This is a genomic window from Stenotrophomonas sp. YAU14D1_LEIMI4_1 (genome assembly GCF_003086815.1).
Lineage (GTDB): Bacteria > Pseudomonadota > Gammaproteobacteria > Xanthomonadales > Xanthomonadaceae > Stenotrophomonas.
The window spans coordinates 3,790,636-3,803,778 of sequence record NZ_CP025997.1 but is presented as its reverse complement, the minus strand read 5'-3'; the positions used below and the strand labels follow the sequence as shown (position 1 = coordinate 3,803,778).

At 68.4% G+C, this 13,143-nt stretch carries 9 protein-coding genes; 6 read left to right on the top strand and 3 right to left on the bottom strand.

What is annotated here, in order from left to right; genetic code table 11:
- Window positions 1-88: 88 nt before the first annotated feature.
- The 6 genes from C1932_RS17490 (at window position 89) to C1932_RS17465 (ending at window position 5,297) form a co-directional block, all read left to right on the top strand.
- Window positions 89-796, top strand: coding sequence for a response regulator transcription factor (locus C1932_RS17490; RefSeq protein WP_108763016.1), 708 nt, complete (start codon window positions 89-91; stop codon window positions 794-796).
- Between the two features lie 32 nt (window positions 797-828).
- Window positions 829-2,121, top strand: a complete 1,293-nt coding sequence (locus C1932_RS17485) for a HAMP domain-containing sensor histidine kinase (protein ID WP_108763482.1) — start codon at window positions 829-831, stop codon at window positions 2,119-2,121.
- 150 nt (window positions 2,122-2,271) lie between these two features.
- Window positions 2,272-2,772, top strand: a complete 501-nt coding sequence (locus C1932_RS17480; RefSeq protein ID WP_108763015.1) for a MarR family transcriptional regulator — start codon at window positions 2,272-2,274, stop codon at window positions 2,770-2,772.
- The gene (locus C1932_RS17475; RefSeq protein WP_108763014.1) at window positions 2,769-3,512 is read left to right on the top strand and encodes a DNA alkylation repair protein; all 744 of its coding nucleotides are present in this window, start codon (window positions 2,769-2,771) and stop codon (window positions 3,510-3,512) included. Before C1932_RS17480 ends, C1932_RS17475 begins: the two co-directional genes overlap by 4 nt.
- Before the next feature lie 191 nt (window positions 3,513-3,703).
- On the top strand, window positions 3,704-3,964 hold the full coding sequence (locus tag C1932_RS17470) for a hypothetical protein (protein WP_108763013.1): 261 nt from the start codon (window positions 3,704-3,706) through the stop codon (window positions 3,962-3,964).
- 259 nt (window positions 3,965-4,223) lie between these two features.
- Window positions 4,224-5,297, top strand: coding sequence for a 3-deoxy-7-phosphoheptulonate synthase (locus C1932_RS17465; protein ID WP_108763012.1), 1,074 nt, complete (start codon window positions 4,224-4,226; stop codon window positions 5,295-5,297).
- Between the two features lie 257 nt (window positions 5,298-5,554).
- On the opposite strand, the gene C1932_RS17460 is transcribed toward C1932_RS17465, so the two are convergent.
- Genes C1932_RS17460 through C1932_RS17450 form a run of 3 tightly spaced genes read right to left on the bottom strand, consistent with a single transcriptional unit; the run spans window position 5,555 to window position 12,902 of the window.
- A complete protein-coding gene (locus C1932_RS17460; protein WP_108763011.1) occupies window positions 5,555-8,614 on the bottom strand; it encodes an efflux RND transporter permease subunit in 3,060 nt (1,019 codons plus the stop codon).
- Window positions 8,611-11,718 (bottom strand): multidrug efflux RND transporter permease subunit, encoded by a 3,108-nt coding sequence (locus C1932_RS17455; RefSeq protein WP_108763010.1) that lies wholly within the window; start codon window positions 11,716-11,718, stop codon window positions 8,611-8,613. Before C1932_RS17455 ends, C1932_RS17460 begins: the two co-directional genes overlap by 4 nt.
- On the bottom strand, window positions 11,715-12,902 hold the full coding sequence (locus C1932_RS17450) for an MdtA/MuxA family multidrug efflux RND transporter periplasmic adaptor subunit (RefSeq protein ID WP_108763009.1): 1,188 nt from the start codon (window positions 12,900-12,902) through the stop codon (window positions 11,715-11,717). The genes C1932_RS17455 and C1932_RS17450 overlap by 4 nt, the downstream gene beginning before the upstream one ends.
- Window positions 12,903-13,143 lie beyond the last annotated feature (241 nt).

The following is a 13,143-nucleotide window of genomic DNA, read 5'->3' as shown; positions in this document are numbered from 1 at the left end:
GAACGAGTGGCCATTTCGCCGCAGGCGCGTGTTGCCGGTATGTCGCTGCTGATACCGGGCCGATACACAGCGCCGTCATACTGGCTGCATGAATGCTACCGCCACCCTTTTCGTCGTGGATGACGATGCCAGCATCCGCGATGCCATCGCCGACCATCTGCTGCTGCACGGCTACCGCGTGCGCGTGGCAGCCGATGCCGCGGCCATGGACGTGCTGCTGCAAGCCGAACGCCCCGACGCCATCATCCTGGATTGGATGATGCCGGGCGAAGACGGCCTGTCGGTGTGCCGTCGCCTGCAGTCGCGGGCCATTCCGATCCTGATGCTGTCGGCCATGGGCAGTGCGCCGGACCGCGTGATCGGGCTGGAAATGGGCGCCGATGATTACCTGGGCAAACCGTTCGACCCACGCGAACTGCTGGCGCGGGTGCGCGCACTGCTGCGCCGGCAGGAAAAACTGCACGCACAGACCCCCATCGAGCTGCGCTTTGCTGGCTGGCGCCTGCTGCCCGAGCAGCGCCGCCTGCTGGCACCAGACGGCGCCGAAGTCGTGCTCAGCCGCGGCGAATTTTCCTTGCTGCAGGCGCTGGCCGAGCGGCCCGGCCGGGTGCTGGACCGCGAGCAACTGATGCAGCTGACCCGTGGTGATGACAGCGACAGCGTTGACCGCGCCGTCGATCTGGCCATCAGCCGCCTGCGCCGCAAACTGGCCCAGGCCGCCGGCGATGCCGAAGGATTGGTGCAGACCCTGCGCGGCGAGGGCTATCGCTTCGGTGCGACGGTGCAACGGCTGTGAGGCCGCGATGGAGCACCGCGCGCTGGATCGCCCTGCTGGCGCTCAGCAGCCTGCTGCTGGCCACTGCAGTCAGCATGGCGGTGGTCGGCTGGTTGCCGCGCCCGGCGGCGCCACAGATGCGGCTGGACCAGGCCATGCAGGTGCTGCGCGGCGAGCGTGCGGCCGACAGCGTAGGCCTGCGCGTGGACGTGCGCGCGCAGGCCCCATCCGGTACCGGCCATGCGCGCCTGCAGGCGCTGGCAATGGACGGCCTGCAGCAGCCCGCGCAGCAGGTGCGCTTGGTCTGGGCGGGCAACAACCGGCCGCCGGATGTCCATGTGGTGGCCGCCGGCGGCGAGCAGGGGCGCGATGGCGACGCCGCCGTGCTGCGGGCCGCGCAGCAGGTGCTGGCCAGTCTGCCCTGGCCGCCGTTTGAACTGGCCGTGCAGCAGGCCGATGGGCGCTGGCGCGTGGTCAGCAGCGCCTACAGCGATCTGGCTGCGTGGCGCAGGCAGGTACTGCTGGCCCTGCTTGGCGGCACCGTGCTGCTGGCGCCGCTGGCCGCCTGGGCGGCGGTGCGGCTGGGCCGTCCGCTGCGCCGGCTGGCCGAGGCCAGTGCCACGCTGGACTTGCACGCGCAGGCGCCGCTGCCCGACGATGGGCCGCGCGAGGTGCAGATGCTGGCCATCGCGCTGGATGCAGGGCGCACCCGCCTGCGTGAGCAGGCGCAGCAGATGACCCGCATGCTGGCCGCCGTGGCACACGACCTGCGCACGCCGCTGACCGGCCTGCGCCTGCGCGCGGACTTCGCACCGCCCGCACAGGCCGAACGCATGGTGGCCGACATCGAGCGCATGAACGCCATGATCGAGCAGGTACTGGACTACGCCCGCGGCGAGTTGCAGCCATCGCAGCTGCAGCTGATGGACATCGCGCCGCTGCTGGACGACTGCGTGCAGGCGGCGCGGCTGCGCGGTGTCGACCTGACGGCAGTGCTGCCCGCGACCCTGCTGTGCCGTGCCGACGCCCTGCTGCTGCGGCGCGCGCTGGACAACCTGATCGACAATGCCAGCCGCTACGCGGGCGCGGTGGAACTGCGTGCCGTGCAGTGCGACCAAACGCTGCAGCTGGATGTGATGGATCGCGGCCCCGGCATTCCCACCGCAGATCGTCAGCGCCTGCTGCAGCCCTTCCAGCGCAGCGAAACCTCGCGCAGCCGCGCCACCGGCGGCACCGGCCTGGGTCTGGCCGTTGCGGCCAATGCCGCCCGCCACCACGGCGGTTCCCTGCAGCTGCTGGACCGCGAAGGCGGCGGCCTGATCGCCCGCCTGCACCTGCCCCGGTAGCGTCGACTGCTTTTGCTCCCGCCGTTCGTAGAGTCGAGCTTGCTCGACTGCTGTTTGCTTCAGTCGAGCAAGCTCGACTCTACCGCCAGGTCTTGCATCACCCGCTCTTTCATCAGTATGATTAGCCGCCTAATCACATGGGCGAGCAGAGTGCTGGAAGCCAAACACATCGCGCTGATAGAAGAAGCCACCCGCCGCGGCCACGCCAACCTGGCCCAGCTGCGCCTGTGCTTCCAGCTGCTCTCCGTATCGGCCGTGATCGACCGCGACTGCGCCACGCGACTGGCCCCGCATGGGCTCAGCGAAGGACGTTTCATCGTGCTGTTCCTGCTGCACGGCGCCGGCGGCACGTTGCCGCCCCATGAACTGGCCGAACGCGCCGGGGTCAGCCGCGCCACCATCAGTGGCCTGTTGGACGGGTTGCAGCGCGAGGGGCTGCTGCAGCGACGCAGCGACGCCGAAGACGGGCGCCGCCTGCAGATCGTGATGACCGCGCGCGGCAAGCGCCTGGCCGACGATCTGTTCAACCAGCACACGCAATGGATAGGCGGTCTGTTCGATGGCCTGGATGGCGCGGAGCAGCTGCAGCTTTCGCGGTTGCTGGCCAAGGTCTGGCAGCACACCGACAGCGGCCGTTCGTCCCAGCCATGAGCACGGTGATCAGCCCCACGCGGCAACGTGAGCTGGATACCGGCGCCGCAGCCAGTTCGCACCTGGCCGAATGCCTTGCAGTGGATTTCGCAGCACTGCTGCGTGCCGTTGCGGATGTTCCCGAATACGCGCTGCAGCGCATGCACGATGCCGCCAGCAAGGGCATCACCCAGCGCATGGCGCTGGCCGCAGTGCTGCTGCGCGAAGCCGGGCAGGGCGCAGCCGCGCAATGGCAGTCGCATCCCTCGGACACCGTGCGTGGCTGGGCCTGCTACCTGATTGGCAGTGATCACACGCTCACGTTGCCCGACAAGCTGCAGGCCATGCGCCCGCTGGCCGACGACGCGCATTTTGGGGTGCGCGAATGGGCATGGCTGGCGGTGCGTGCCGATCTGGTCGCGGCCCCGCTGCAGGCGCTGCAGCTGTTGCTGCCCTGGACCCGGGAGGCCTCGCCCTACCTGCGCCGCTACGCCTGCGAAGCACTGCGCCCACGCGGGGTGTGGGCCACGCACATCGCCGTGTTCAAGCAACAGCCAGAGCACGCGCTGCCGTTGCTGGAAGCACTGGCCAACGACCCCGAACGCTACGTGCAGGACTCGGTAGGCAACTGGCTGAACGACGCCGGCAAGACCAAGCCACACTGGCTGCGCGAACTGTGCGACCGCTGGCAGCGCGAGCACGCCAGCAGCGCCAATGGGTACATGCGCACCCGCGCCCAACGCTCGCTCACGAAGTTGTAGAGTCGAGCTTGCTCGACTGCTGTTGCACTTGCCTTGGTAGAGTCGAGCTTGCTCGACTGCTGTCTGTGTCAGTCGAGCAAGCTCGACTCTACCCAGCCCTCGACCCGCCCGGACCATCGCGGCACATGCGCATGTCATCGATTCCGGGTAAACATGGGTACTGCCCATGTCCACCCGCAGGGAAGTCGATCATGCAGAGCAAGCTCCAGGTCACGCTGTACGGAACCCTTGGCGACAGCCCAGCGTTGCAGTTGCCGGGCGTGGAGGGTCCGTCGGTGGCCATCCTGGAATCGACCCTGCGGCGGCTGGTGTCCGATCTCTACACCGCACGCTCCCTGCTCAATCCCGAACAACTGGATGAAGCCCGGCAGGAGCTGGACCGCGTGGTGGAGCGCTGGGTGGATATCCACGAAGGCCTGCTGCTGGACCTGGAAGTACACGGCAAGCGCTAGTGCCAGCGCGGCTGAACCGCAGCCCCAGTTGCGAATGAAACAGTTGGCACCCGCCAAAACCCTGTGTTATCAATACATCCCATGAACGCAGCCCACGCCAACTTTTATTGGTATTACTTTCCGAAGCCCCCGGCGGAGGAAGGACTGCGCTCACCCTGAAGAAACCTTCAGACGCATTCCCGAAAGCCGCCAGCGAACCTGGCGGCTTTTTTCTTGTCGCCACGCTGCGGACCCCCACCTTCCGTAGAGACCCCCCGCCATGCCCCCGCACACCGACGACCTGCGTATCCGCACCATCGAACCGCTCACACCGCCTGCCCAGCTGCTGGCGATGCTGCCCTGCGACGATGAAGCGTCCGACACCGTCAGCGCCTCGCGCGCGGCCCTGCACCAGATTCTGCACGGCCGCGACGACCGCCTGGCCGTGGTGGTGGGCCCGTGCTCGATCCACGATCCGCACGCAGCCATCGAGTACGCCCAGCGCCTGAAGCCCCTGCGCGATGCGCTGGCCGGCGAACTGGAAATCGTCATGCGCGTGTACTTCGAGAAGCCGCGCACCACGGTGGGCTGGAAGGGCCTGATCAACGACCCGGACCTGGATGGCAGCTTCAGGATCGACAAGGGCCTGCGCATTGCCCGCGGCCTGCTGCGCGACATCAACAAGCTGGGCCTGCCGGCCGGCGTCGAGTTCCTCGATGTGATCTCGCCGCAGTACATCGCCGATCTGGTCGCCTGGGGCGCCATCGGCGCACGCACCACCGAAAGCCAGGTGCACCGCGAACTGGCCTCGGGGCTGTCGTGCCCGGTGGGCTTCAAGAACGGTACCGACGGCAACGTGAAGATTGCCGCCGATGCGGTGGGCGCGGCGTCGAATCCGCATCACTTCCTGTCGGTCACCAAGCAGGGCGGCACGGCCATCGTGTCCACCACCGGCAACCCGGATTGCCATGTGATTCTGCGTGGCGGCAAGCAGCCGAACTACGATGCGGCCAGCGTGGGCGAGGCCTGCCAGGCGCTGGCCAAGGCCAAGCTACCGACCCGTCTGATGATCGATGCCAGCCACGCCAACAGCCTGAAGAATCCGGACAACCAGCCGAAGGTGATCGAGGACATCGCCACCCAGTTGGAAGACGGCGAGCACCGCATTGTCGGCGTGATGGTGGAAAGCCACCTGGTCGGTGGCCGCCAGGAACTGGTGGAAGGCCAGCCGCTGGTCTACGGCCAGAGCATCACCGATGGCTGCATTGATTGGGACACCACCGTGCAGGTGCTGGAGCGCTTGGCCGCTGCCGTGCGCGCCCGCCGTGAAGTGAAGGTGTCCGAAGCCGCTTGAGTGCGGCACGTGTGTGGATGGCGGCCAGCGCCTGCGGGGGCGCGGCCGCGATCAGGGTCGGTCGGAGTTGGAGACCGACCCGTCCGCACCGGCGATGCGCCTGGCGCTGCGTAAGTGCGACAGCGCCAGGTACATCGCCGGGGTGGTGATATCGGTTTTTTTGTAGAGTCGAGCCATGCTCGACTGACGCAGAAAGCAGCCGAGCATGGCTCGGCTCTACAGTAGATCCACGCCATGCGTGGATGAACCGCCCGCAATCACCGCCCCGCCCGAATCCTCGCCAACGCCAGATACATCGCCGGCGTCGTGTACAGCGTCAGCCACTGGCTGACCAGCAACCCGCCCACAATCGCGATGCCCAGCGGCTGCCGCAGTTCCCAGCCCTCGCCATTGGCCAGCATCAGCGGCAGCGTGCCCAGCAGTGCCGCCAGCGAGGTCATCAGGATCGGCCGCAGGCGCAGTCGTGCCGCCTCCATCACCGCATCCTGCGCGCTCAGACCGCGCCGCTCGCCCGCAAGCGCGAAGTCCACCAGCAGGATCGTGTTCTTCATCACCACGCCCACCAGCAGGAACAGCCCGAGCAAGGCGATCAGGTTCAGTTCGTTGCCGAACAGCCACAGCGCCAGCAGCGCACCGATGCCGGCCGATGGCAGCGTGGACAGGATCACCAGCGGTTGCAGGAAACTCTCGTACAGCACGCCCAGCACCAGGTAGACCGCCAGCGTGGCGCCCAGCACCAGCCACAACTGGCGCGAACGCAGGCTGTCCAGGCCGCCGGCTTCGCCCGACAGCTTGGCCTGCACCGAACGCGGCAGCATCAGCTGTGCCATGGCGGTATTGATGGCCTGCGTGGCCTGTTCCAGGCCAACGCCCGGTGCCAGCGCGAACTCGATCCAGATCGAGGCGAACTGTTCGCTGTGGTAGATGCGGTCCGGCGCCATGCCGTAACGCCAGCTGGCGATGCTGGAAAGTGGAATGCGCTGGCCGTTGCCGTCGATCACCTGCAGGCGCGCCAGCGTGCCCGGGTCCTGGGTGTGCTTCGGGTCCAGTTCCATCACCACCCGGTACTGGTTCAGGCTGTCATACAGGGTGGCGACCTGGCGCTGGCTGAAGGAGTTGTTGAGCATGTTGGCCACGGTGCGAAGGTCCACGCCGTGGCGTGCGGCCGCTTCCCGGTCGATATCCAGTACCACCTGGCGCATGCCGGCTTCGCCCTGCGCTTCCACGTCCACCAGCTCGGGCAGGGCGCGCAGTGCTGCGGCTACCTTCGGTGCCCACTCGCGCAGCGGCGCCATGTCGGCCGACAGCAGCTGGAATTCGTACTGGCCGCTGCTGCCACCGCCTTCCAGGCGGATGTCCTGGTCTACCCACAGGTACAGGTTGCCGCCGGGAAGCTGCGGCAGGCGCGCACGCAGGCGGTCGATCACTTCCTGGCTGGACACCTTGCGCTCGGCCAGCGGCTTCATCTTGATCATGATGAAGGCGTTGTTGACCCCGTTGCTGCCACCGATATAGCCGATGATGTCCTCGATGGCCGGGTCGGACAGCAGCAGCGCGCGGTAGGCATCGATCTTCGGCTGCATGGCCTGGAACGAAAGGCCGTCATCGCCGCGCGCGAAGCCGCGCAGCTGTGCGGTGTCCTGCTTGGGCACCACGCCCTTGGGCACCTGCTGGAACAGCCACGCATTGAGCGCGATGACCGCCACGAACGCCAGCAGGGGCCAGCGCAGCTGCCGCAGGCTGGCCTGCAGGGTGCGCAGGTAGGCCGTGCGCACGCGTTCAAACAGCGCATTGCTGCCGCGCTGCCAGCGCGAGGTGTGCTGCGCATCGTCCACGAACAGGCGCGCGCACAGCATCGGCACCAGGCTCAGGGCCACCACCACCGACACGCCCATTGCCGCCACCAGGGTGAGCGAGAATTCGCGGAACAGGCGTTCCACGAAGTCATCCAGGAACAGGATGGAGACGAATACCACGGCCAGCGCCAGGTTCATCGACAGCAGGGTGGCACCCACTTCCGAGGCGCCGCGCACGGCGGCCTGCCAGCGGTCGGCGCCCAGCTCGCGGTGGCGGGCGATGTTTTCCAGCACCACGATGGCATCGTCCACCACCAGCACCGCGGCCACGATCAGCGCCATCAGCGAAAGCGTGTTGAGCGAGAACCCCATCAGCGCGATCAGCGCCAGGGTGCCGAACAGCACCACCGGAATGGCTATGCTGGGCACCAGCGCGGCACGCCAGTGGCCCAGGAAGGCCAGTACCACCAGCACCACCAGCACGATGGCCAGCACCAGGGTCAGCTCGGCTTCGTGCAGGGTGGCGCGGATCACCGGCGAGCGGTCCATCACCAGGCGCATGTCCACGTGGCTGGGCAGCAGTGCATGCAGCTGCGGCAGCTGGGCCTGGATGGCATCGACGGTGGCGATGATGTTGGCGCCGGGCTGGCGGCTGACGATCAGCAGCACGGCCGGGCGTTCATTGTGGAAACCGCTGGCGTAGCGGTCTTCCACCCCATCGGCAACCACCGCCACATCGCCCAGCCGCAGCGTGCGGTCATCGCTGACCTTCAGCGCCAGTTGCTGGTACTGCGCGGCCTGGCGCAGCTGCAGCGGCGCTTCCAGCTGCCACTGCTGGCGGTCATCGCCCACCGCGCCCAGCGGGCGCACGGCATTGGCACGGGCGATGGCCTGGGCCACGTCCTCCAGCGCCAGGCCGGCATGGTTCAGTGCGTTCGGGTCCAGCGATACGCGCACCGCGGGCAAGGCGCTGCCGCCCACCTGCACTTCGCCCACGCCCGGTACCTGGGACAGTTTCTGCGCCAGCACGGTGGAGGCCAGGTCGTAGAGCTGGCCCGGCGGCAGCGTGTCCGAGGTCAGGGCCAGCGCCAGGATCGGCGCCTGCGACGGATTCACCTTGCGGTACTGCGGCATGCCCGGCATGCCACTGGGCAACTGCCCGCGCGCCAGGTTGATTGCCGCCTGCACTTCGCGTGCGGCTTCGTCGATATCGCGGCCGAGTACGAACTTCAACTCCACCGACGTCTGCCCCTGGGTGCTGGCCGAATCGATGCGCGAGATGCCGGGCAAGCTGCCCAGCGCACGTTCCAGTGGCGTGGCCACGGTGGCGGCCATCGATTCGGGCGAGGCGCCGGGCAGGCTGGCGCTTACTTCAATGGCCGGGTAATCCACCTGCGGCAGCGGCGCCACCGGCAGCAGCCGCAGCGCCAGCAGACCGGCCAGCATCAGCGCCACGGCCAGCAGGATCGTGGCCACCGGTCGTTGCACGCAGGCCCGGGCCAGGCGCGCGATGGGGCTCATGCGCGCGCCTCGGCAGCGCCGGCGGCGGTCGCCGAGCGACCGCGTTGCAGGCGGTCGAAGGCCAGGTAGATCACCGGCGTGGTGAACAGGGTCAGCACCTGGCTGACGAGCAGGCCGCCCACCATCACCCACCCCAGCGGCTGCCGCAGTTCCGCGCCCGAACCGGTGGCCAGCATCAGCGGTACCGCACCGAACAGTGCCGCCAAGGTGGTCATCAGGATCGGACGGAAACGCAGCAGCGCGGCCTGGTGGATTGCCTCGCGTGGGGTCATGCCGCGCGTGCGCTGCGCGTCCAATGCGAAGTCGATCATCATGATCGCGTTCTTCTTCACCAGGCCGATCAGCAGCACGATGCCGATGACGGCGATCAGGTCCAGGCTGCGCCCGCTCACCCACAGCGCGGCCAACGCACCGACCGTGGCCGAGGGCAGGGTGGACAGGATGGTGATCGGGTGCACGAAGCTCTCGTAGAGCACGCCCAGCACGATGTACATCACCACCACCGCGGCCAGGATCAGCCACAGCGTGGACGACAGTGAACTGCTGAACGCTGCGGCCGCACCCTGCAGGCGCAGTTCGATGCTGGCCGGCAGCACGATAGCCGCACGCGCGGCCTGCACCGCGGCAACGCCTTCGCCCAGCGACGCGCCAGGCGCCAGGTTGAACGACAGCGTGGCCGCCGGGAACTGGCCCACGTGGTTGCGCAGCAGGGCGGCGGGCCCCAGTTCCACCCGCGCCACCGCGCCCAGCGGTACGGTCTGGCCGGCGCTGTTGCGCACGCGCAGGCCGCTGATCGCCTCGGGCCCGGGCTGCCGTGCCGGATCGGCTTCCAGCACCACGCGGTACTGACTGGCCTGGGTGAAGATGGTGGAAATCTGCCGCTGCCCGTAGGCGTCGTACAGCGCATCGGCCACCGCTTCCACGCTCACGCCCAGGCGTGCGGCGGCGTCGCGGTCGATGTTCACCCGTGCCTGTCGGCCCTGCATCTGCAGGTCGCTGGCCACATCGCGCAGCGCCGGCTGTTGGCGCAGGGCCTGCAGCAGCCGCGGCGTCCAGGTTTCCAGCGTCTGCTGTTCCGGCGTGGTCAGGGTGAACTGGTACTGGGTGCGGCTGATGCGGTCTTCGATGCCCAGCTCCTGCACCGGTTGCAGGTACAGGGTGATGCCGGGAATCTTCGCCACACGCTGCTGCAGGCGCGCCATCACCACATCGGCGGCGTCGCGGTCGCCGTGCGGCTTCAGTTCGATCAGCAGGCGGCCGGTGTTGAGCGTGGCATTGTTGCCGTCCACGCCGATGTACGAAGACAGGCTGGCCACCGCCGGATCGGCCTCGATGGCCTCGGCCAGCGCCAGTTGCCGCTCGCGCATGGCCTGGAACGAGATCGCCTGCGGCGCTTCGCTGATGCCCTGCACCAGGCCGGCGTCCTGCACCGGGAAGAAGCCCTTGGGCACGGCGAAGTACAGCGCCACGGTCAGCGCCAGCGTGGCCACGGTGGCCAGCAGCATCAGCGGCTGGCGCTGCAGCACCCAGTGCAGCTGGTGATCGTAGATGGCGATGATGCGGTCGAACACATCGCGCTTCGGCGGGAAGGGGGTCAGATCCCCCTGGGGCTCTGACCCCTTCGCATGCTGCTTCAGGAAGCGCGCACACAGCATCGGTGTCAGCGTCAGCGACACCAGCAGCGAAATGCCGATCGCCACCGCCAGCGTCACCGCGAACTCATGGAACAGCGCGCCCACCAGGTCGGCCATGAACAGCAGTGGGATCAGTACTGCGATCAGCGACACGGTCAGCGACACCAGGGTGAAGCCGATCTCGGCCGCGCCCTTCAGCGCCGCTTCCTGCGGGCTTTCACCTTCTTCCAGGTGGCGGGCGATGTTTTCCAGCATCACGATGGCATCGTCCACCACGAAGCCGGTGGCGATGGTCAGCGCCATCAGGGTCAGGTTGTTGAGCGAGTAGCCGGCCAGCAGCATCACCGCGAAGGTGCCGACCAGCGACAGTGGCACCGCTACGCTGGGAATGAGCGTGGCCGGGCCGTTGCGCAGGAACACCCAGGTGACCAGCACGACCAGGCCGATGGCCAGCACCAGTTCCTTCTGCACGCCGCGTACCGAGGCGCGGATCGATTCGGTGCGGTCGCTCAGCACCTTCATCTGCACACCGGCGGGCAAGGTGGCCTGCAACTGCGGCAGCATCGCGCGCACCTGTTCCACCACGGCGATCACATTGGCGCCGGGCTGGCGCTGCAGGTTCACCAGCACGGCGGGTTCGGTACCACTCCACGCGGCCAGCTGCCGGTTCTCGGCGCCGTCGGTGATGGTGGCCACGTCGCCCAGGCGCAGCGGTGCGCCTTCGCGCCAGGCCAGTACCAGTGCCCGGTACTCGTCCGCGTTGCGCATCTGGTCGTTGGCATCGAGCATCACCGCACGGATCGGGCCGTCGAAGCTGCCCTTGGGCAGGTTCACATTGGCGGCAGCAATGGCCGTGCGGATGTGGTCCATGCCCAGCCCATTGGCCGCCAGCGCGGCGGCATTGACCTGGATGCGTACGGCAGGCCGCTGGCCACCGGCCAGGCTGACCAGGCCCACGCCGGGCAACTGGGCCAGGCGCTGGGCGATGCGCGTATCCACCAGATCGTGCACCTGCGGCAGCGACAGGCCCTGCGAGGTCACCGCCAGGGTGATGATAGGCGTGTCGGCCGGGTTCACCTTGCGGTACACCGGCGGCACCGGCAGATCGTCCGGCAGGAAGCTGCCGGCGGCGTTGATGGCCGCCTGCACGTCCTGCTCGGCCACCCCCAGCGACACCTCCAGGCCGAACTGCAGGGTGATGACCGAGGCACCACCGGAGCTGGTCGACGACAGCTGCTTCAGCCCCGGAATCTGCCCGAGCTGGCGTTCCAGCGGGGCGGTGATGGTGCGCGTGGTCAGCTCCGGGCTGGCGCCCGGATACAGCGTGGTGATCTGGATGATCGGGTAGTCCACCTGCGGCAACGCGGCCACCGGCAGCAGCCGGTAGGCCAGCACGCCGGACAGCAGCAGCGCCACCATCAGCAGCGTGGTGGCGACCGGGCGCAGGATGAAGGGGCGCGACAGGTTCATGCGCCGGCCTTGGCCGCCTTCGCCTGCGCGGCGGGTTCGGCCACGATCTCCACCGCGGTGCCATCTTCCAGGCCGTCGATGCCTTCGATCACCACCTGGTCGCCGGCCTGCAGCCCCGAGCGCACGGCCACGCGGCCATCATCGGCCGGGCCCAGCACCACGGTGCGGCGTTGCGCCTTGTTGTTCTTGTCGACGATGTGCACGTAGTTGCCCTGGCTGCCGAACTGCACGGCGGCATCGGGAATCAGCAGCGCCGGGTGCTCGCCCAATTGCAGGCGCACGTTGACGAACTGGTTCGGGAACAGCTCCTGGTCTGCGTTGTCGAACTGCGCGCGCAGCTTCAACGTGCCGGTGGCGGTGTCGATGCGGTTGTCCACGCTGGACAGTGCGCCGTGCGCCAGCTGCGTGCGTTCTTCGCGGTCCCAGGCTTCCACGGCCAGCGCCGGCTGTGCCTGTACCGCATCCAGCAGCGCCGGCAGTTCCGGTTCGGGCACGGTGAACAGCACGCTGATCGGCGCGGTCTGGGCCAGGGTGACCAGGCCTTCGGCATCGCTGGCCTGCACCAGGTTGCCCACGTCCAGCCGGCGCAGGCCAACGCGGCCGCTTACCGGCGCGATGATGCGGGTGTACTGCAGCTGCAGGCGTGCTTCGTCCACGGCGGCCTGGTCGCTGATGCGACGGCCCTGCAGCTGGCGCACCTTGCTCTGCTGGTCGCTCAGTTCCTGTGCCGAGACGAAGTGCTGGCGCTGCAGTTCGCGGTAGCGCTGCAACTGGCGTTCGGCGTTTTCCAGCTCCGCCAGGTTCTGCTGCTGGGTGCCCTGTGCCTGCGCCAGCTTCACTTCGTATGGGCGCGGGTCGATCTGCGCCAGCAGATCGCCGGCCTTCACCTGCTGGCCTTCCTGGAAGTGCAGGCGCATCAGCTCGCCGTCCACGCGGCTGCGCACCACCACGCTGTGCAGCGGGGTGACCGTGCCCACCGCTTTCAGGCGCAGTACCAGCGGTTCGGCGCTGACCCGCGCCACGCGCACCGGTACCGTCTTGCCGGGGCTGCTGGCGGCCACACCTGCGTCGGCCTGCGGCCAAATCCACCAGGCCAGCAGGGCGGCGGCCACGAGCACGGCGGCAATCAGCCATGCGCGACGGAAACGGGGTGGGGTGCTACGGGACGGATCGACAGCGGACATGGGGCATCCTGCGCCCTGCGCGCGCGCAGGAACATGTACGCCCGCGCGCGCATCGCGCGCCGCGGGCAGCGGGGGAGGGGAGTTGTCTGGCGGGGCCGCAGCGCGGCGTGGCTGGATGCCGTCGCGCGTGCGACGGGGCGCCCATGGTAGCCAATCAGCCTGCCGATTGCCGCATGACCAAGGTCATGCCGTGGGCGTGCGGGTGTGCGCCGCATGCGGTGATGCTTGGCGAGGCCTGGAT

Bases quoted from the DNA above. Each gene is read 5' to 3' on its own strand.
- C1932_RS17490 (WP_108763016.1), top strand. From the start codon at position 89: ATGAATGCTACCGCCACCCTTTTCGTCGTGGATGACGATGCCAGCATC.
- C1932_RS17475 (WP_108763014.1), top strand. From the start codon at position 2,769: ATGAGCACGGTGATCAGCCCCACGCGGCAACGTGAGCTGGATACCGGC.
- C1932_RS17470 (WP_108763013.1), top strand. From the start codon at position 3,704: ATGCAGAGCAAGCTCCAGGTCACGCTGTACGGAACCCTTGGCGACAGC.
- C1932_RS17465 (WP_108763012.1), top strand. From the start codon at position 4,224: ATGCCCCCGCACACCGACGACCTGCGTATCCGCACCATCGAACCGCTC.
- C1932_RS17460 (WP_108763011.1), bottom strand. From the start codon at position 8,614: ATGAGCCCCATCGCGCGCCTGGCCCGGGCCTGCGTGCAACGACCGGTG.
- C1932_RS17455 (WP_108763010.1), bottom strand. From the start codon at position 11,718: ATGAACCTGTCGCGCCCCTTCATCCTGCGCCCGGTCGCCACCACGCTG.
- C1932_RS17450 (WP_108763009.1), bottom strand. From the start codon at position 12,902: ATGTCCGCTGTCGATCCGTCCCGTAGCACCCCACCCCGTTTCCGTCGC.